Genomic DNA, 19,092 nt, shown 5'->3' with positions numbered 1-19,092 from the left:
GCGCGGCTTTTGGGGGCTGCGCGGAGTGCGTTGTTTTTTGGTGGGTGTTTAGGGTTATTTGCGGACGTAGAGCCGGAGGGTGATTTGGGCTGTGAGTGCGGCGAAGATGATGCCGACGCCGGCGATGATGGGGGCGACGACCCAGATGTCGTTGGTGGTGATGGGGGCGATGAGTCGGGCGTCGTAGAGTCCGCGGAGCGCTTGGTCGAGGACGAATTGTTTGCCCAGGAGGAGTCCTGCGACGGCGATGGTGGCGCCGATGATGGTGGCGGCGACGGCTTCGAGGATGAAGGGGGCTTGGGTGAACCAGCGGGAGGCGCCGACCATGCGCATGACTTGCATTTCTTCTCGTCTGCTGAAGGCGGCGATTTGGACCATGTTGGCGATCAGGAAGACGGCGGCGATGGATTGGATGGCGGCGACGAGGAAGGTGGCGTTGCGGACGGCGTCGAGGTTGTCGGTGGCGGCGCGCAGGTCATCGACTTGGTCGATGACGTCGCTGACTTGGGGCAGGTCGCGGACTTTGTCTAGGGGTTTGGGGTCGAGGGGGTCGACGAGGCGGACGTGGAGTGCTGCGGGCAGCGCGTCGGGGCTGGTTTGGGCGACGAGGACGGGGTCGGTGTTTTCGAAGACTTCTTTGAAGCGCTGGTAGGACTGTTCGCGGGAGCGGAAGGTGACGGATTCGACGCCGTCGGATTCTTCGAGGATGTCGCGGACTTCGCGGCATTGGGGGGTGGAGCAGTCTTTGTCTTTGGCGCTGGTGGCGTCGTCGAATTGGACCATGACTTCGACGCGGTCGAGGTAGATCTCTTTGGTGCGTTCGGTCATGCCGGTGACCAGGAATCCGGTGGCCAATAGCGCCAGGGAGATGGCGGTGGTGATGACCAGGGCGATGGTCATGGTGAGGTTGCGGTAGAGGCCGGCGAAGGCCTCGCGAAAAACGAATCCGAGTCGCATGGTGGGTGTCAAACCCCTTTCGTGTGCACGTCGCGGGTGCGTCGTCTGTGGGAGGTATCGGTGTGCTGTTGTGGGTGGGGTTTAGCGCCCGATGCCGTAGACGCCGTGGGCTTCGTCGCGGACCATGCGGCCGAGGTCGAGTTCGATGACTCGGCGGCGCATGGCGTCGACGGCGGTGGCGTTGTGGGTGCTCATGACGACGGTGGTGCCGAGCCGGTTGATGCGGTTGAGCAGCACCATGATTTCGGTGGAGGTGTCCGGGTCGAGGTTGCCGGTGGGTTCGTCGGCGAGCAGCACCAGCGGCTTGTTGACGGTGGCGCGTGCAATGGCGACGCGTTGCTGTTCACCGCCGGATAGTTCGGCGGGCATGCGGTCGGCTTTGGCGGCCAGTCCGACCATCTCTAGGGTGTCGGGCACCAGTTTTTTGATGGTGTTTTTGTTTTTCCCGATGACTTCGAGGGCGAAGGCCACGTTGTCGTAGACGTTTTTGTTGTGCAGTAGGCGGAAGTCTTGGAAGACGTAGCCGACGTGTTGGCGCAGTTTGTTGATGTTGCGGCCGCGGAGTTTGTTGACGTGGAAGTCACCGACGTGGATGTCGCCGCTGGTGACGTTTTGTTCGCGCAGCATCAGTTCGAGAAACGTCGATTTTCCGGAGCCGGAGGGCCCGATGAGGAAGACGAATTCTCCTTTGTCGATGGTGACGCTGATGTTGTCGAGCGCGGGCCGCGTCGAGGTCTTGTACAGCTTGGTTACCTGGTCGAAGGTGATCACACGCGCCACTTTAGTTCACATTTGCACCTATAGACCACTTCTTCACCATTTTGCGCCACCCCCGCAGCCTGTCCCCTCCCCCGGCCGACCGGCACACAGAGAATAAAAAACCGCGGCGGGCACCCAACCCACCGCGGCACGGCGACCCTGCAGCACTGCAGCACTGCGGCGCTGTAACCCTGCAACACTGCGACACTTGCAACCCTGCAATCCTGCGGCGTGCGCTTGAGAGGCTTGGCCGCCGCAGCGTTCAGGCCTATGAGGCCCCGTTGGCCTCAGACATCCGCCAACGAATACCCGCCTCCAAAAAGGCGTCGATATCGCCACCCAGCACCCGATCCGGATCATTGACCTCATAGCCGGTGCGCAGGTCCTTGACCATCTGATACGGGTGCAGCACATAGTTGCGCATCTGATTACCCCAGGACGCATTACCGCCGGCACCCAACGCGTCGAGCTCCGCGCGCTCCTCCTGGCGTTTGCGCTCCAGCAGCTTGGCCTGCAGCACCCGCATCGCCGAAGCCTTGTTCTGAATCTGCGACTTTTCGTTCTGACAGGTCACCACGATGCCGGTGGGAATGTGGGTCAGGCGCACCGCGGAGTCGGTGGTGTTGACCGACTGGCCGCCCGGGCCCGAGGAACGGTACACATCGACACGGACCTCGGAATCGGGGATATCGATGTGGTCAGTTTGCTCCACCACGGGCAACACCTCCACCTCCGCGAAAGAGGTCTGGCGGCGGGCCTGATTATCGAAGGGGCTGATGCGCACCAGGCGGTGCGCGCCCTGCTCCACCGACAGGGTGCCGTACATGAACTCCCCATGCACCACGAACGTCGCCGACTTAATGCCGGCTTCCTCCGCATAGGAAATGTCATAAATATCGACGCTGTAGTTGTTTTTCTCCGCCCAGCGCACATACATGCGCATCAGCATCTCCGCCCAGTCGGCCGCCTCCACGCCGCCGGCACCGGAACGAATCGTCAACACCGCCTCGCGGGCGTCATACTCGCCCGACAGCATCGTCTTGACCTCCAGCGACTCGATGTCCTCGCGCAGGCTCGCCCGATCCTCATCGGCCAGCGCAATCGTCTCCGCCGCCGTGTCGGGATCCTCCTCCGCCAGCTCATACATCACCGGCAGATCCTCCAGCCGCTGCCGCAAACCGCGCAGCTTTTTCAACTCCGCCTGGGTATGCGACAGCTTGGAGGTCACCTGCTGGGCATAATCGGGATCGTCCCACAGCGCGGGGTCGGAGGCTTTCGCCTCCAGCTCACGAACACGTTCGTCGAGCTCGTCGAGGTTCAACACCTTCTCAATCGTCGTTAGAGTGGTGTTGAGGGATTCCAGATCAGCTGTCACTTCGGGTTGCACAAGCAACTAGCCTACCGCCCTTTTAAGGCACAATAAGAGTCATGTCTTCGACACACGGCTCACAGACCCCCACAACAGAAGCAAAAACGCAGGACGAATCCGCAAACGAGCAGGCCTCCTCCATCGCCCAACTCGAACAACTCCTGCCGGCACTGATTAAAACCTTCGTCATCTCCCACGACGCCGACGACGACGTGCGCCTGGCGAAAGCCCTCGTCTTCAACGCCGCCCGCCTGGCCTGGCGACTGCGCATCAACGGCGTCGACATCGATACGAAATCCAACCCCACCGACCTGGTCACCACCGCCGATATCGCCGCCGAAAAATTCATCTCCGGCGCCCTCGCCGCCCTGCGGCCCGACGACGGCGTGATGGGTGAAGAAGGCGCCCACCAGGAAAGCACCTCCGGGCGCACCTGGATCATCGACCCCGTCGACGGCACCTACAACTTCGCCTCCGGATCCGACTACTTCTGCTGCGCCCTCGGCCTAGTCGAAGGACACCCGGATAACCCCAGCGCCATCATCCTGGGCGCGGTACACCGCCCCGCCATGGGATACACCTGGATCGGCGGGCCCAACCTACCCACCACCCGCGACGACGAACCAGTCTCCCCCATCGTCGACCAACCGCTATCGAAAGTCTGCCTGGGCACCTACATGCACCCGGCACTGATTGCCAACGGCAAGCCCTTCGTCGCCGGCTGGCTCAACCTGGTCGCAGGTGCCGCCACCGTCCGCCTGCTCGGCAGCGCCAGCGTCGACCTGGCCAGCCTCGCCGACGGTGTCATCGGCGCCTGGGCCCAGCACTCCGTGAAATCCTGGGACTGGATCCCCGGCCGCGCACTCGTCGAAGGTGCCGGCGGCACCACCCGCACCATCACCGCCGGCGGCATCAGCTGGTGCCTGGCCGGCTCCCAAAGCGCCGTCGACGACATGGAACGCCGACTCAGCGCCCCCGACCTGCCCCACCTCCCCGCCCTGCCCTAAACCCCAACCAGGACTAGCCATGACCCCCACCAACGAAGACCTCGCGCTCGCACTCAGCCTCGCCGACGCCGCCTCCGCCATCACCATGGACCGCTTCGAGGCCAGCAACCTCCGCGTCGACTCCAAACCCGACCTCACCCCCGTCAGCGACGCCGACCTCGCCGTCGAAGAAAAAATCCGCGCCATCCTGGCAGAAAAAGCCCCCCACGACGAAATCCTCGGCGAAGAATTCGGCGGCACCGCCAGCTTCGCCGGCCGCCAATGGATCATCGACCCCATCGACGGCACCAAAAACTTCGTCCGCAACGTCCCCGTCTGGGCCACCCTCATCGCGCTGCTCGACAACGGCGAACCCATCGTCGGCGTCATCGACGCCCCCGCTCTCGGCCGCCGCTGGTACGCCTCCAAAAACGAAGGCGCCTACCGCATCCTCTTCGGCGGCCAGCCCAAACAACTGCACGTCTCCCAAGTCGCCGACATCGCCAACGCCTCCATCTCCTTTTCCTCCCTCGAAGGCTGGGCCGACCGGCTCCTCCAAGACCGCTTCATCGCGCTGACCGAATCCGCCTGGCGCTTACGTGGCTTCGGCGACTTCTTCTCCTACTGCCTCGTTGCCGAAGGCGCCGTCGACATCGCCGCCGAACCCGAAGTCTCCCTGTGGGACCTCGCCCCACTAGCCCTTCTCGTCGAAGAAGCCGGCGGCACCTTCACCAGCCTCGCCGGCGAACGCGGCCCCCACGGCGGCGACGCCCTCGCCACCAACGGCACCCTCCACGACGCCGTCCGCGAAGCACTCCAACCCTAAACCCCTTGTAAAAAAAGCACCCATCCCCGGCGCCCCCCACCACGAAGGGAGGGGCACCGGGGATGGGTGCGAATGTTTTTTCGAACGCTAGACCTTGCCAGTCACACCGCGGTGAAACACCGGCTCGCCCGGCTCAGGCAAACGGAAACCCGCGCCCACGCCACCGCGCGCATCCAGCTGGGCGAAAACATGCTCAGCATTGGTGCTGATAGCCGGCACAAACAGCGGGCCCTGCAGCGGGGTGCGGCACGGAGCCAGCGCCGACAAACCACCAGAGACCATGCCCACCAACCGGTCACCAACCACCAACGGGCCACCGGAATCACCCTGCATGGCACACACCTGGCTAATGTTGACCTGATCCGTGGTCACCAGCGACGGGCCACAGGTCAAACCCGTAGCCACACCCATCTTGCACAGGTTCGCCAACGGCTGCGCCGGTGTCGCACCCACCCCATTAACGGTCACACCGTTATAGGAGCGAGTCACAGCGGTAGCATCCTCATCCAACTTGATGACCGCGACATCGCCACCTGGATCCTTAGCGGCCACCGTGCCGGTCACCCCGTTTTCCCAAGAATCGGCGGAATACACCTCGTCACCAACGTTGCCACAGTGACCGGCAGTCAACCCCACCTTGTTGCCGGCCGCGTCATAGCCGGCCACAGCCAGGGTGCAGAAATTCTGCTTACCCACATAAATCGGGGTGCCCGGACCATACAAAGACTTGCCGTGAATCTGGGCCTCGATCGACTCGCGCGGGGTAGCCGGCGCATCGAAGAAACTGCCCTCCACCCGGTGCAACACCTCACCCGGGCGGCCGGCCAGGATCTGATCCTTGATCGCGGTCGTCCAGGTGTAGTTCGGGCCATTAGGTTTACGCCACACATCCAGCATGGGGCGCCCCTGCTCATCGACAAAAATGGGGGATTCCACAAAGATCGCCGGCTGGCCATCAGTGGTAGTCGCCACCTGCTCCGGGCTGACCTCAGCGGCGGCAGGCTCCGGCTGAGTCGGCTCGGCGGGTGCCGGCGCGGCCGGCTGCTCGGCAGCAGGTGCCGCCGGCGGGGCGGCAGGGGGCGTAGGCAGCGCCACACCAGCTGCGCTCAGCGCGGCATCAATCTGCGCGCGCACGCCATCGGCTGCCGCCTGAGCCTGGGACAGCACCTGCTCGACAGAAGGTGGCGGGGGTAGTTCATCGGCGTTTGCACTGGGGCCGCACGCCAGTGCCACGCCTGCGCCAATAACGGCGGGGATAAGTGTTCGAAGACGCATACTTTTCTTAAGCTTCGCTAAACCTGAGCTTTAAGCCTTATTCCAAGGCTTCGATGGGCAAAAACCGGCCGCCACGTGCTGGTTATTCCACCCGACGTATCCCCCGCTTGCCCAACAGGCACCCCACACGCACAAAACACGTGCTAGCGGGGCAAAAAATGGGGATGCGCGCGAGATGGTTCACCCGGGGGTGAAAGCCGTGGCGACTCGTGGAAGTCATGTTGCCAGCTTTAGCTGTGAACCACTGCCAGAAACGCCCCATGAGTAACAGTAATCACTAGCGAACTGGGGTTTTCCATCCCGACAAAGCCAAACGGGGGTAGCTGACGGGGGTACTATCAGATGGGCTACCGCGCCGGCCCGCCCGCTTGCTGGCGGGCGACTGTGAATTCGCTTCCAACATGCCCAAGAACCGCTTTCGACACCATTTTGCAGCTAGCATGGCCACACTGCCCCCGCCCCACCGCCTACTTAGCCACGGCATCTTCGGGCATCAAGCACACGCAAAGGAGTGACCCGTGCCGGAGCCCTCCAAGCCCAGCCACCGCCCCACCAAGCACCGACTAAGCGATGTGATGGTGGTGCCCGTGCTCGTCGGCTGTGCTTTCGTGGCTTTGGCCGCACCCGTCGCGCGCCAGCACTTCGGGCCCGCCATTACCTGGCTGGGGCTGTTAGCCCTAATGTGTGCGCTGCTGTGGTACCTGCGTCGCCGCTAGACCCCACCCAGCACAAAGCCCCACGCCACCCAAGGCCGGCAGCCCACCAGGTGGTGAGGCTGCGACACATTAGGTGTCGTGGGGCGCATCCAGCCCGGGGCGCGGAGATTTTTTCTTCGCGCCCCTTTGTGTTGGGCGGTGCTTAGTTGATTTCGATGAGGCCTTGGCCGCCTTGCACGGCGTCGCCCTCGGAGACGTGGATGGTTCCGACCACACCGGCGGACGGCGCGGTGATTTCGGTTTCCATCTTCATGGCCTCGAGCACGAGCAGCACTTGGCCGGCTTCGATTTCTTCGCCTTCGGCGACGAGCACCTTGGAGACGGAGCCGGCCAGCGGGGCGGCGATGGCGTTGGCGGAGACACCAGCCACGCTTGCGGTGGTCGGTGCGGCCGGGGTGTTGGACGTGGCGCTGCCGAAGACGATCGACCCGAGCTGACGGGTCTCCTCTTCGACCTCGACATCGACGCTATATGCGATGCCGTTGACGGTCACCTTGAGTTTCATCAGACGTGTTTCCTTGCTTGTACGTTAGAAGGTCTCGGATCGACCTAGAGCCTGCGGCTGGAGGTTTGGACGGCCTGGCGACCCTGGGCGGCCCAGGTGCGGTGGCGGCTGAAGTGAACAGCGCGCACCTTACCCTTGTTGCCCAGGTAGGCGGATACTGCGGCGGAGATGGCCAGCAGCACGTCCTCGGGGATTTCCTGCTCGGAGCGGGCTTTCAGGTCGGCCAGTTCGGCTTCGACCTGATCAAGCCTTGAGTGCAGGGATTTGAGTTCGGCGAGCAGCTGCTCGTTGGTGATAGACAACTTTCGCGTCTCCTCACTTAGGTGGTGAAAATTTTTTCAGCGGGTGAAAAGAAGCGGTTGCTTAGACCGGGCCGAGGCCGTGCTTCTTGGCGGGACGGGATACTCGCTTGTTGGCCAGGACCTCGAGGGCCAGGGCGATTTCGCGGCGGGTATCAGCCGGGTCGATGATGGCATCGACCAGGCCACGGGAAGCTGCCATGAACGGGGTGGAGAAGGTGTCCTTGTAGAGCTGGATCAGCTCGGCACGCTTAGCTTCCTTGTCCTCGGCGGCTTCGATTTCCTTGCGGAACACGACGTTGACGGCGCCTTCGGCACCCATGACGGCGATTTCGGCGGTCGGCCATGCGAACACCGTGTCGGCGCCGAGGTCCTTGGAGCACATGGCCAGGTAGGCGCCGCCGTAGGACTTACGCAGCACCACGGTGATCTTCGGGACGGAGGCTGCCGAGTAGGCATAAAGCATCTTCGCGCCGTGGCGGATGATGCCGCCGTGCTCTTGGGCCACGCCGGGCATGAAGCCGGGGACATCCACCAGGGTGAGCAGCGGAATGTTGAAGGCGTTGCAGAAGCGGATGAACTCGGAGCCCTTGTCGGAGGCGTTGATGTCGAGGACACCGCTCATGACGTTGGGCTGGTTGGCGATGACGCCAACGGTACGGCCGACGATGCGGGCGAAGCCGGTGACCAGGTTGGGGGCGAACCCTGCCTTGACTTCGAGGAAGTCGCCGGAGTCGACGAGGCGGGCGATGATTTCGCGAACGTCGTAGCCCTTCTTGCCGTCGACGGGGACGATGTTGCGCAGTTCCTCGTCGGCTTCCACGATGTCGTCGTTGTTGACGATCGGGGGCTCTTCGGTGTTGTTCTGCGGCAGGAAGCTCAAAAGCTTTTGCGCGATGAGGATGGCCTGGTCGTCATCGTCGGCGACGAAGTGGATGTTGCCGGCCTTGCTCATGTGGGCGTCGGCGCCGCCGAGCTGCTCGGCGGTGACGTCTTCACCGGTGACGGACTTGATCACGCCCGGGCCGGTGATGAACATCTGGGCCTTGCGGGTTTGGATGATGAAGTCGGTCAGTGCCGGGGAGTATGCGGCGCCACCGGCGCAGGGGCCGGAGATGATGGAGATCTGGGGCACCAGGCCGGACAGCAGGACGTTGTTGTAGAACACCTTGCCGTAGCCGGACAGGGAGTCGATGCCTTCCTGGACGCGGGCTCCGCCGGAGTCGTTGATGAAGATGAAGGGGGTGCCGGTGGTGGCGGACGCCTGCATCATGGCGGCGACCTTGTTGGACTGGGTTTCACCGGCGGAGCCGCCCATGACGGTGAAGTCTTGGGAGGCAACGTGGACAGGGCGACCGAAGACGGCGCCGGTGCCGGTGACGACACCGTCGGCGGGGGCAACAGCCTTATCCATCCCGAAGTGGGTGGTGCGGTGGGTGGCAAACATTCCAGTTTCCTGGAAGGTGCCCTCGTCGATGAGGGCGTCGATGCGCTCGCGGGCGGTCATCTTGCCCTTGTCGTGCTGCTTGTCGAGCTTTGCCTGGCCGCCGCCGAGTTCGACCTCGTGGATGCGCTTGTGAAGCTGCTCCAAGCGTTCTTCCATGGTGGGTTCGGACATGGTTTTTCCTTAAACGTGAAAAGTGTTTGTGGGTGCGTTGTGACTGGTGTTCGCGCACTCACCCCACTTCCCCGCCGTCAACAGTGGGCGGGGTGTGTGGGTGGTGGGTGGCGGCGGTTTAGGCCGGTTCGACCTTGACGGTCTGGGAGCGTCCGCCGACGGTGACCTTGTACTGGATGGGCTCGCGGACAGCGTTCGCTGCGCCGGAGGCGGCATCCTGTTCGCGCTTGAGCTGCTCGGGGGTCTTGCCGACGTTCTTCGGGCCTTCGGGGCGGGTGGTGAAGAAGTTGGGGGCAACACCCGGGAACAGGGCGTTGGTGAGCACGTCCTCGTCGGTGCCGTCGAAGCCTTCCAGCTTGGAGGCTTCCTCGCGCAGGTGATCCCACTCGGGCTCGAGCAGGTCGGCGGGGCGGCAGGTGATGGGGGTCTTCTTGGTCTGTTCCTCGGCCTGCTTGATCAGCTCCGGGTCGCGCTCGCCGATGCATTCGCCGTAGTAGCCGAGCATGAGGTCGGCGAATTCGGCGGTCATGACCTTGTAGCGGCCCATGAGGACGTTGAACACGGCCTGGGTGCCGACGATCTGGGAGGACGGGGTGACCAGCGGCGGGTAGCCGGCGTCCTTGCGCACCCGCGGGACTTCCTGCATCACTTCGTCGATGCGGTCGCCTGCGCCCTGGGCCTTGAGCTGGGACTCCATGTTGGAGAGCATGCCGCCGGGGATCTGGGACAGGAAGATGTTGGTGTCGACCAGGGTGGCGGACTCGAACTCGGCGTACTTGGGGCGGACCTGCTTGAAGTGGTCGCGGATGTTGATCAGGCGATCCATGTCGAGGTCGGTGGTGTAGCCGGTGCCCTCGAGCATTTCGACCAGGGACTCGGTGGGGTTGTGGCCCGGGCCGAGCGACATGGAGGAAATGGCGGAGTCGACGACGTCGGCGCCGGCCTCGATGGCCTTCATCAGGGTCACCAGGGTCACACCGGTGGTGGAGTGGCAGTGGACGTTGATTTGGGTGTCCTCGCCGTAGGTCTCCTTGATGCCGCGAATGATGTCGTAGGCGGGCTGCGGCTTCAGCAGTGCCGCCATGTCCTTCAGGGCGATGGAGTCGGCACCCATGTCGAGCAGGCGTCCAGCCTGCTCGATGTAGCCTTCGACGGTGTGCAGCGGGGACACGGTGTAGCAGATGGTGCCCTGTGCGTGCTTGCCGACGTTTTTGACGGCGGCCATGGCGTGCTCAAGGTTGCGGGGGTCGTTCAGCGCGTCGAAGACGCGGAAAACATCCATGCCGTTTTCGGCGGACTTTTCGACGAATTTGTCGACGACCATGTCCTCGTAGTGGCGGTAGCCGAGGAGGTTCTGGCCGCGCAGCAGCATCTGCAGTTTGGAGTTGGGCAGCAGTTTGCGGAAGGTGCGCAGGCGCTCCCAGGGGTCTTCGTTCAGGAATCGGATGCACGCGTCGAAGGTGGCACCGCCCCAACACTCAACACTCCAGTAGCCGGCCTGGTCGATGTCTTCACAGGCAGCGACCATATCTTCCATGGCCATACGGGTGGCCATGAGGGACTGGTGTGCGTCGCGGAGGGCGACTTCAGTGACGCCAATTTTTCGTGGGCTCATGGTTTTAAACTTAGGCCGATCTGTTCCCGTTTGCAGACGCGATTCGGGCTAAAAACCACTCCCCAATACCCCATTTCGGACACATTTACGGTGCCAAAATATGTCCGATCGGGCATTTTCCCACGATATTGCGCCGGCTATCTTCCGGACGGGGTTTTAGCAAAACCTAAGTTCACCAGGCTTTAAGTGACTAATATCCCAGAAAAGCCTGTGTGGCATTTGTCTCATTGAGTCCTATACAGCGTTCTAGTTCGCTTTTTGCGGTCATTATTCGATGCCTAACACGACTGCACCGCCATTGGCGCTACTGCCCCGAGGGGAGGAAATCCGCGGCGTCTTGCGCGGATTGGCGCCGCACGAGATCCCACAGCTTCCGATCAAGCGCCTGATCGGGCGGGGTGATGCGGCGGGTATGGAAGCTGTATTGGCCGGGCGTGACATCCACGCCGATGGTGGCTTCCGCGTGGAAGGCCAGCCGTTGCGCCCCCACCCGCGGTTTGGTCATCGCCAGCTTGGTCACCGGGTTGGAGTACAGCGCGCGGAAAGGGTTGGGTTCGTTGTGCGCGAAGTGGCTGGCGATCACGCCCGGATGGAAACTGACTCCGAAAATGCCCCGGTCGCTGTGTCGGCGGGTGAGTTCTGCGGCGTGCAGGATGTTGAGCAGCTTGGCGTTGCCATAGGCGGTTTGCGAGCCGAGGTCACGGCCGGTGATGTCTGCGGGGTCCACATCGGAAAACAGCCGCGCGGCCATGGATGCGGTGTTGACGACGAGCCCCACTCCTGCTGCCAGCTCGGGCACGAGGTGTTCGGTCAGCAGCCACCCGGCCAGGTAGTTGACCTGATAGGCCTTGGGCAGCCCTTGGGCGCTGAGGGATCCTTTTTCGAAGATGCCGCCGGCGTTGTTGGCCAGCACATCAATGTGGCCGACGCGCTGTTTAATGTTGGCCGCGAGTTCCACGACGCTGCTCAAATCGTTGTAGTCCGCGGTCAGCCCCTCCACGCCGAGGCGGCCGGCCACATCGGCGGTCTTTTCCGGGTCGCGCCCCACCACCAGGATGCGGTGACCTCGCTGGCTGAGCAGGCGCGCCGCCTCGGCGCCGATCCCGCTGGAGGCGCCGGTTAAGACGATGGTGCGTGGGGCAATGGAGGAATGCTTCTTCATGGATTTCACCCTATGTGAAAGCCCGGTTGGCGGTGTGGCAAAAGCCTTCACACAGCATGCGGGCAACAGCGCAAGAACTTTCACCACAATCCGCAACACTGATCAAAGAAAGCGGTTACTCAGCCCGCAGGCGCGCGGCCCCACACAAGACACTGTTGTCTTTGTGTGGGGCCGCTGCCGGTATCTTTAGCGTGCTCGCTATTAGTAGCGGATGGCCATGCGTCCGTCGACGGTGCCTTGGCGAAGTTTCTCGAAGACCTCGTTGACGTCTTCGAGGGCGCATTCGGTCACCGTGGGGTGAATGTGGCCGCGGGCGTAGAAGTCGAGGGCTTCCGCCAGATCCTGCCGGGTTCCGACCAGGGAGCCGCGGATGGTCAGACCCTTGAAGACGATGTCGAAGATCGGTGCGGGGAAGTCTCCCGGGGGCAGGCCGTTAAACACGATGGTTCCGCCCTTGCGGGCCATGTGGATGGCCTGGCCGAAGGCTGCCTCGTGTACGGCGGTGACCAGCACGCCGTGGGAGCCGCCGCCGGTGTATTCCACCACGGCCTGACCGGGGTCGACCTCGCGGGCGTTGACCGTGTATTCGGCACCGTGTTTCTTGGCCAGCGCCAGCTTGTCCTCGGCGATATCGACCGCGATGACGCGCATGCCCATGGCGACGGCGTACTGGACGGCAATGTGACCTAGTCCGCCGACACCGGAGATCACCACGAACTGGCCGGGGCGAGTCTCTGTTTCCTTCAGCCCCTTGTAGACGGTGACGCCGGCGCACAGGATGGGGGCGACTTCAAGCAGGTCAGCACCGTCCGGGATGCGGGCGCAGTAGCGGGTGTCGACCAGCATGTACTGGCCGAAGGAGCCATCGACGGTGTAGCCGCCATATTCCGCATTGGGGCAATAGGTTTCGCGACCGGTGCGGCAGTATTCGCAGGTGCCGCAGGCAGACCACAGCCACACATTGCCGACCATTGAGCCGACTTCAATGTCGGCGTGGTCCCCCTCGCCGAGGGCTACCACCTCGCCCACGCCCTCGTGGCCGGGCACGAAGGGCAGTCCGGGCTTGACCGGCCAGTCGCCTTCCACGGCGTGCAGGTCGGTGTGGCAGACCCCGGAGGTGTGCAGTTTGACCAGCGCTTGATTGCGGCCGGGCTGCGGCAGGTCGATGTCGGTGACGTTGAGGGTGGGGCCGAATTCCTCGGCCACCGCTGCGGTGAACTTCTCGGACATGGGAATCACTCCTTGAAAAGTGTGCCTACGACAAAGACGGATCGTCTTCATCGGCGCTTAGGCAGTGCCCCGGCGGCAACCGTGGTGGCTTCAGGCACCGTGGTTGTCTAGCCGGGTGGCACTGCTGCGTGTGCCATCAACGCAACCACGAACAGTGATGTGTTCGCCACCACTTTTTCAAAAAGTTTTGCCTTTTCAACTGCAGATTTGCAGGGTGCTGATTTTCATTAAGGGATACCCACTGTCCATCTCCCCAGTGCAAATCATGCAAATTTCTTCACCTTTGCGTGCACATTTTTTACCCCTCCCCCACAAATCACCCCCGCACGCGCAAGGTAGCGCCACTGCAGCCCCCACCGGCCCCACTTCCCCGACGCAAACAACAACCTCCTTCGCGCCCCCTGAGAGGACACGAAGGAGGTAGACAGAGGTAGACGGAGATAGAAAGGAGGTATCAACTCACCCCACCCCACAGCCGGCTGGGGCTAAAAGGGTTCTATGCGTAGCGCTCATCGACGCGGCGAGAGTCCTGACGGCCGGGGTGCGGCGCCTCGACTGCCGGATGTCCCATGGCAACAACGAGGCCGATTCCGCGATCTTCGCGGCCACCCAGGCCGATGAGTTCCTTCACTGCCTCCTCGTTCCAGCCGGTGGTGGGGCTCGTGGCCAGGCCTTCGGCGGAGGCCGCTACCAGGGCGAAACCTGCGGCCAGCATCGTGTCTTTCATCGCCGCTTCTCGCAGCGCTGCCGGTGGCATTGATTCCTTGACCTTCTTTACGCGCGCCAGGTAGTCGGCGGGCAGGATGTCTGCGGCATCTTCGGGCAGCGCCTCGGCGCGGGCGACGAATACGAGGACGGTATCGGCAGCCTCAAATTGTGCCTGGCGGGAGCTTTCGCTCAACATGCGCTTGGTCTCAGGGTCGCGAATGACCACCACGTCGCGCAGCTGCAGGTTGAACGCGCTCGGGGCCTCTAATGCGGCGCGAACCACCCGGTCGACAACATCCTCGCGGATGGGTTCATCGGTGTATTCCCGAATCGCGCGGCGGCGGGCAATGGCCTCATGCACATCCATGAAAAAGACTCTCCTTATATTCGAAGCTTTAATTCATTAATCAAAGCGTTTAATTGGCGACATCTCCTACAACTCATCAGCACCCCAAGATGTTCCCTCCCCTTTTTCCGTGCGGCGGGAACTGGGCACCCCCTCCCCCACGGTGGCGCACCGACTACACCGTCGGCGCGGTCGACCGCCCAACCAGCGGACCACCAGGCTTGCCTTCCCGCGCAGCAGCCGCTTCCGCCTGTTCCGAGCGCTGCGCCAGGGCATCGTAGATTGGTGCACTGCGCACGACCATGGCCACAAACACCGCCACCGCACACGCGCCCAGCATCGGCGGCAAGACAGTCACCGACCCGGTCATCTCCGTGGCGAGGATAATGCCAGTCAAGGGTGCCCTGACCGTGGCCGCGAAAAATGCCGCCATGCCCACCAAGGCCAACGCCTGTGGCTCGGGAAAAACTTCCGGCACTAGCTGCTGACCTATCAGCCCAATGACCAACCCCAAGCTGGATCCCATCACCAGCATCGGGGCAAACAACCCACCGGGAGTACAGGCCGCATAGGAGACCACACCCAACACAAAGCGCACGCCCAAGATAATGAGCAAGGCGGTGACCGTCTGGTTTCCGGACAGCGCATCCTGGGTGATGGGGTCACCACCACCCACCAGATAAGGGGAGACGAGGGCGACACATGCCACCGATGCGCCAATGATCCCGGCGCGCACCTCGGCCGGAATCTTCGAGCCGTCGACGAATCGCAAGCTTGCCATGACGGCCTTGTTGTACAGGGCGCCCAGGAGTCCGGCTAACACCCCAAGGAGCGCGTAGGCGGGGATGTGTTTGAGTGAGGGCGTTGCCAGGTCGGGGACGCGGAATTCGTCGCCGTGGAGGAAAAATTGCGCAACCCCGAAAGCAGAGGCGCTGGCCATGAGAGTGGCGAGCGTGGTGCGCGCGTCGAAGCGTTTGAGGAGTTCTTCCAGCACGAACACGCCGCCGGCGATGGGTGCGTTGAAGGTGGCGGCCAGGCCGGCGGCCGCGCCGGAGGCGATGAGGGTGCGCATGTCGGCATCGTTGCGGCGCAGCGCGCGGGAGATCATCATGGCGACATTGCCGCCCATCTGCACACTCGGGCCTTCCCGGCCGAGTGCAAGGCCGGACCCGATGGAGAGCACACCGCCGACGAATTTGACGGGCAGGAGGCGGAAGTGGCCGATGGTTCCCCGTTTGGTGACCACCGCCTCCACGCGGGGAATGCCACTGCCTTCGGCTGCCGGTTCGACGCGACGCACCAGCCAGGCGGCGGCCGCGGTCATCAACGCGCCCGCGAAGATGATCACCACCACCCCCGCCACCCCGTGGCGCTCCGACCATTCCAGGGCGATAGCACGCCGATGCCCCACCCATTCCAGGGACAATTTGAAGGCCATGGCCAAAGCGCCGGTGACCACGCCGACGATGCAGGCGGCGATCATGAAAACGGTGAAGGATTCGGCGGATTCAGGCCCGCGGTGACCTAGGGGCAGCTTCGCGCGCATTTTTGTCACTATTCGCACCATGACATCTGCCCATTTCTCGGTCGACCCTGAATGAATTCGGTTTCCATTCTATGGCTGCCGGCACGCTGTCCACCAGCAGCGCCGAAACTCCCGCAGCGGGGTTACCCTCCGCACGCTTGGGGGAATCAAGCACCTGCAGCAGCCCCCCACGCCCCGCAAAAAAACGAGGCCTGCACAAAACAGGCCTCGTGTTTATCGGTGTTCTTTCACCTCAGTACCCAACACACAAGAGCAGACAATGCTTTCTCTCTAGCCTGACGTTTCGCCGCGCGCGAGTGCCCCGCCGAACTTCCCCCACAGGCTGAGCCCCAATAGAAAAATGACTAAGGATTCCACAACACTGACCGGCTGCCACCAGGTTCCTTGAAATGGCTGAGGTGGAATCGGGAGGGGAAAGCCCTCCGGCACGACCAAATTCACCAAAGCGATCGCCACCACCGCCACCAAGCTCAGCGCAGTACCAACTGTGGCGCCGAACAACGTGACCAGCCCAAGGGCCAACCCCGCAGCAGTCAGGGTGGCCACAACAACGTACTCACTTCCAGGAGGAATAACAATCTCGATGTACGACGCCGAGCGGACTGTACGGCGCATATTCACCACAGCAGCCCCCATCCCCGCGCACGCCAATGCCATCAAAGCGGTAACAAGCCCCTGCACGAAAGTCGCCAACCGTGCGCGACGACAGCCCAAATCCACCGCACGCAGGCGCGGTACGCAAACACCAATCGCGGCAATTGTCGCCGCGTACATCCACCACTCCGCGATGGTGAAATACACCTCATCATCCACGCCCGGCACACCAAAAGAGACACCATCAAGAACACCCATCACCAATGTGCCGCTCACAAGCAGCGCCACAATGACGCGCCAAGGTGCAGGAATAACAGCCCTCATCATTGTGGATTCACCCCAAACCATTCCCACTGTCCTGCGCACTCGGCGATCTCCACCGGATGGGCAGCAATCCCCGCAAGGATGACATCCATCGGGACCTGTCCGAAAGGATCATCATCGGCGCCATAAAGTGATTCCCCCTCAGTCGAACCATCACGCACAATGCGCCCCGAAGCATCACGGGCAATCCCAACATGGCGCCGCAGACCAGCGGCCTCAAGCAGATGAGAATTCAGTGCCGTATTCAAACGCGCAGATTCTGGGCGCTCATCACCATTACAGACACTCCAACTGACGACCGTATCGATGAGCTCAGTGCCAAGATTGGTGCGATGCTCCCACGGCTGATAAATAATCTCGCGCCCAAGATTAGAGGAGAGGCCATACCTCGGGGTGTAGACCACCTTTTCCTCAGGCATTACGCTGCCGACCACCCCAAGCGCTTGATTTGCGCTGTCAATACTGCGTTGCAGCGCTGGCTGTTGTGCACTATTGACGCACACACTGATATTGGGATCCTGGGTGGTATCGCACAAAAGCTGCGGTTCCGCCTCAGGCAGCGACACTGTCGCCACGCCCACACCAAGACCAACCACGACCGCAGCAAAAGGCAACACGCCCACACCCCGGGCAGGGGTAAAAGGATCTGCAGCACTGCTGGCGAAGACAACTGCTCCCCCCAGCGCCACCGCCGCGAGCAGGAGAACAAAAACACTGGCCCACATCTTCGCGGGCGCGTCGATAAGGCCTGAATCCCGTTCCATTCCCAGTGGCCACAGGAAACCAAAGGAGGAGGAATAGAGACCAAAAATCAGGCTTATTCCGCCAGAAACGACGATACGCACAATCAATGGAACGCGGCGAGCAAGACTAGCCACCACAATGCCTACCGTGGTCGAACCGAGCACGAAACCTACCGCTGCCAAAAGTGGCGCAAAAACAAACCCCAGGTTCAGCGAGTTCTCACCCAACAATGGCAGCAACAGTACGCCGGCCCCCACCACCAGAGGAGCGATAACACTGACAGCACTAGCCCCAGCGATGTAGCCATAGCGTGTTGCAATCCGTCGTCTTCCGGAAGAAGTCATCAGCATGCTGTGCGGATCGTGGCTGGAAAAACGCCACCCGGCGACCATGGCGGCCACGACCCCTGCGGCCAACCCCAACAGACGCAACGCTAACTCGTAATCCGCAAAACCAGCCCACGGCAAGCGCATCAAGCGGATAGCGAGCCCACAGGCGATCACAATAATGACCACCGGGGTGACAAGATGACCCACGTCAACCAGCCATGGGCCAGCAGCCCCGCCGCCCACACGTTCTCGCGGGTGCGCAGCATGGTGAGGGTGCTTGGTTCCCGCAGGCTGGGCACTGCGTGGAGTGTGACGCTTAGAACGATTCATAGCTACCGCACACCGCCCCAAGTATCGCCACTAGCCTGCGCGTCCGACGAATGGCCACGCAACATCTGCTGATAGGCCTGCTCTACAGAAGATTCCTGCCCACCTGTCTCACCAGGCAACGCCGCAATGAACTGCTCATAACTGCCCGAAAACACCATGTGGCCGCCGTTGATCATCACCACACGGGGTGATAGGAAGCGCACGTCCTCCAGCAGGTGAGTACTCAGCAGCACAGTGGCAGACGAAGCAAGCTCCGCAATCAGATGACGGATTTCCATCCTCACTTCCGGGTCCAGGCCCACTGTCGGCTCATCAAGCAACAACACATTCGGCTGGTGCAGCATCGCACACGCAAAACCCGCGCGCCGTAGCTGCCCACCCGACAAGTCCCCAACACGGGCATTGCGCTTAGCGGTCAATTCAAGCCGCTCAAGCACAGCATCAATCACCGCTCGAGAGCGCGCTGCAGGCACCTTATGCACCCAGCACAGATAGCTCAAGACATCTGCCAAACGCATCCTTTTCGGCAAATCGATATGTTGAGGCACCACACCGAGCTCAGTGCGGTATTCCTCCACAGTCGACCGGTCAACGACGTTGTCGTTATAGAACAGTTCACCCTGGGTGGGAGTAATGGTCGTGCCAATAATGTTCATCAGCGTTGACTTGCCGGAACCATTAGGCCCCAACAGCGCAGTCGTTCCCCTAGGGAAATCTGCGCTAATACCGTGAAGGGCTTGGACCGCCCGCGCACCCCGTCCGTAAATATGGCTGATATCTCGTACCGTAATCACGAAAACTCCTCAAGGGGGAAGATAAGCAAACGCGCGCCTGAGCCACTATTTGCACTGAAT

Annotated in this window: 18 protein-coding genes; 3 read left to right on the top strand and 15 right to left on the bottom strand. The window is 62.3% G+C overall.

All coding sequences use genetic code 11. The annotated features are described in order from the left end of the window. Positions 1-54: 54 nt before the first annotated feature. From ftsX to prfB, 3 genes are all read right to left on the bottom strand, one after another. Positions 55-957 (bottom strand): permease-like cell division protein FtsX, encoded by a 903-nt coding sequence (ftsX, locus tag CAQU_RS03290; protein ID WP_075725207.1) that lies wholly within the window; start codon positions 955-957, stop codon positions 55-57. An 81-nt stretch (positions 958-1,038) separates the two neighbouring features. Continuing rightward, positions 1,039-1,728 carry a cell division ATP-binding protein FtsE gene (ftsE, locus tag CAQU_RS03285; RefSeq protein ID WP_075725205.1) on the bottom strand — a complete coding sequence of 230 codons (690 nt, stop codon included), beginning with the start codon at positions 1,726-1,728 and terminating at the stop codon, positions 1,039-1,041. A 256-nt stretch (positions 1,729-1,984) separates the two neighbouring features. Next, a complete protein-coding gene (prfB, locus tag CAQU_RS03280; RefSeq protein ID WP_075725203.1) occupies positions 1,985-3,103 on the bottom strand; it encodes a peptide chain release factor 2 in 1,119 nt (372 codons plus the stop codon). A 41-nt stretch (positions 3,104-3,144) separates the two neighbouring features. On the opposite strand from prfB, the gene CAQU_RS03275 reads away from it, so the two are divergent. Together CAQU_RS03275 and hisN are read left to right on the top strand one after the other, a co-directional pair. Then, positions 3,145-4,092 carry an inositol monophosphatase family protein gene (locus CAQU_RS03275; RefSeq protein ID WP_075725201.1) on the top strand — a complete coding sequence of 316 codons (948 nt, stop codon included), beginning with the start codon at positions 3,145-3,147 and terminating at the stop codon, positions 4,090-4,092. 19 nt (positions 4,093-4,111) lie between these two features. Further along, entirely contained in the window at positions 4,112-4,897 is a 786-nt protein-coding gene (hisN, locus tag CAQU_RS03270) for a histidinol-phosphatase (RefSeq protein ID WP_075725199.1), read from the top strand. A gap of 87 nt (positions 4,898-4,984) precedes the next feature. On the opposite strand, the gene CAQU_RS03265 is transcribed toward hisN, so the two are convergent. After that, positions 4,985-6,172: a S1 family peptidase gene (locus CAQU_RS03265; RefSeq protein ID WP_075725197.1), complete on the bottom strand. Its 1,188-nt coding sequence runs from the start codon at positions 6,170-6,172 to the stop codon at positions 4,985-4,987. 518 nt (positions 6,173-6,690) lie between these two features. Between CAQU_RS03265 and CAQU_RS03260 the strand changes: the two genes are divergently transcribed. Beyond that, positions 6,691-6,888 carry a hypothetical protein gene (locus CAQU_RS03260; protein ID WP_075725195.1) on the top strand — a complete coding sequence of 66 codons (198 nt, stop codon included), beginning with the start codon at positions 6,691-6,693 and terminating at the stop codon, positions 6,886-6,888. A 142-nt stretch (positions 6,889-7,030) separates the two neighbouring features. Here the strand turns inward: CAQU_RS03260 and CAQU_RS03255 are convergent, their stop codons facing one another. From CAQU_RS03255 to CAQU_RS03205, 11 genes are all read right to left on the bottom strand, one after another. Next, positions 7,031-7,393, bottom strand: coding sequence for a biotin/lipoyl-containing protein (locus CAQU_RS03255; protein ID WP_075725193.1), 363 nt, complete (start codon positions 7,391-7,393; stop codon positions 7,031-7,033). A gap of 44 nt (positions 7,394-7,437) precedes the next feature. Beyond that, entirely contained in the window at positions 7,438-7,695 is a 258-nt protein-coding gene (locus CAQU_RS03250) for a hypothetical protein (RefSeq protein WP_075725191.1), read from the bottom strand. Between the two features lie 61 nt (positions 7,696-7,756). Beyond that, on the bottom strand, positions 7,757-9,310 hold the full coding sequence (locus CAQU_RS03245) for an acyl-CoA carboxylase subunit beta (protein ID WP_075725189.1): 1,554 nt from the start codon (positions 9,308-9,310) through the stop codon (positions 7,757-7,759). A gap of 118 nt (positions 9,311-9,428) precedes the next feature. Continuing rightward, a complete protein-coding gene (locus CAQU_RS03240; RefSeq protein ID WP_075725187.1) occupies positions 9,429-10,925 on the bottom strand; it encodes a methylmalonyl-CoA carboxytransferase subunit 5S in 1,497 nt (498 codons plus the stop codon). A gap of 304 nt (positions 10,926-11,229) precedes the next feature. Next, positions 11,230-12,087, bottom strand: a complete 858-nt coding sequence (locus CAQU_RS03235; protein WP_075725185.1) for an SDR family NAD(P)-dependent oxidoreductase — start codon at positions 12,085-12,087, stop codon at positions 11,230-11,232. Positions 12,088-12,288: 201 nt separating this feature from the next. Then, positions 12,289-13,317: a zinc-dependent alcohol dehydrogenase gene (locus tag CAQU_RS03230; RefSeq protein WP_075725183.1), complete on the bottom strand. Its 1,029-nt coding sequence runs from the start codon at positions 13,315-13,317 to the stop codon at positions 12,289-12,291. 496 nt (positions 13,318-13,813) lie between these two features. After that, the gene (locus tag CAQU_RS03225; protein WP_075725181.1) at positions 13,814-14,392 is read right to left on the bottom strand and encodes a nitroreductase family protein; all 579 of its coding nucleotides are present in this window, start codon (positions 14,390-14,392) and stop codon (positions 13,814-13,816) included. 154 nt (positions 14,393-14,546) lie between these two features. Beyond that, entirely contained in the window at positions 14,547-15,917 is a 1,371-nt protein-coding gene (gene clcA / locus CAQU_RS03220; protein WP_075725180.1) for a H(+)/Cl(-) exchange transporter ClcA, read from the bottom strand. A 270-nt stretch (positions 15,918-16,187) separates the two neighbouring features. After that, complete coding sequence (locus CAQU_RS03215; protein WP_157108883.1) at positions 16,188-16,859, bottom strand: hypothetical protein; 672 nt, start codon at positions 16,857-16,859, stop codon at positions 16,188-16,190. After that, a complete protein-coding gene (locus CAQU_RS03210) occupies positions 16,835-18,094 on the bottom strand; it encodes a hypothetical protein (protein WP_157108882.1) in 1,260 nt (419 codons plus the stop codon). Before CAQU_RS03210 ends, CAQU_RS03215 begins: the two co-directional genes overlap by 25 nt. Before the next feature lie 146 nt (positions 18,095-18,240). Further along, positions 18,241-19,032 (bottom strand): ABC transporter ATP-binding protein, encoded by a 792-nt coding sequence (locus CAQU_RS03205; protein ID WP_075725174.1) that lies wholly within the window; start codon positions 19,030-19,032, stop codon positions 18,241-18,243. Positions 19,033-19,092: the final 60 nt, after the last annotated feature.

The organism is Corynebacterium aquilae DSM 44791, assembly GCF_001941445.1.
Lineage (GTDB): Bacteria > Actinomycetota > Actinomycetes > Mycobacteriales > Mycobacteriaceae > Corynebacterium > Corynebacterium aquilae.
This window is presented reverse-complemented; position numbering and strand designations above follow the sequence as displayed.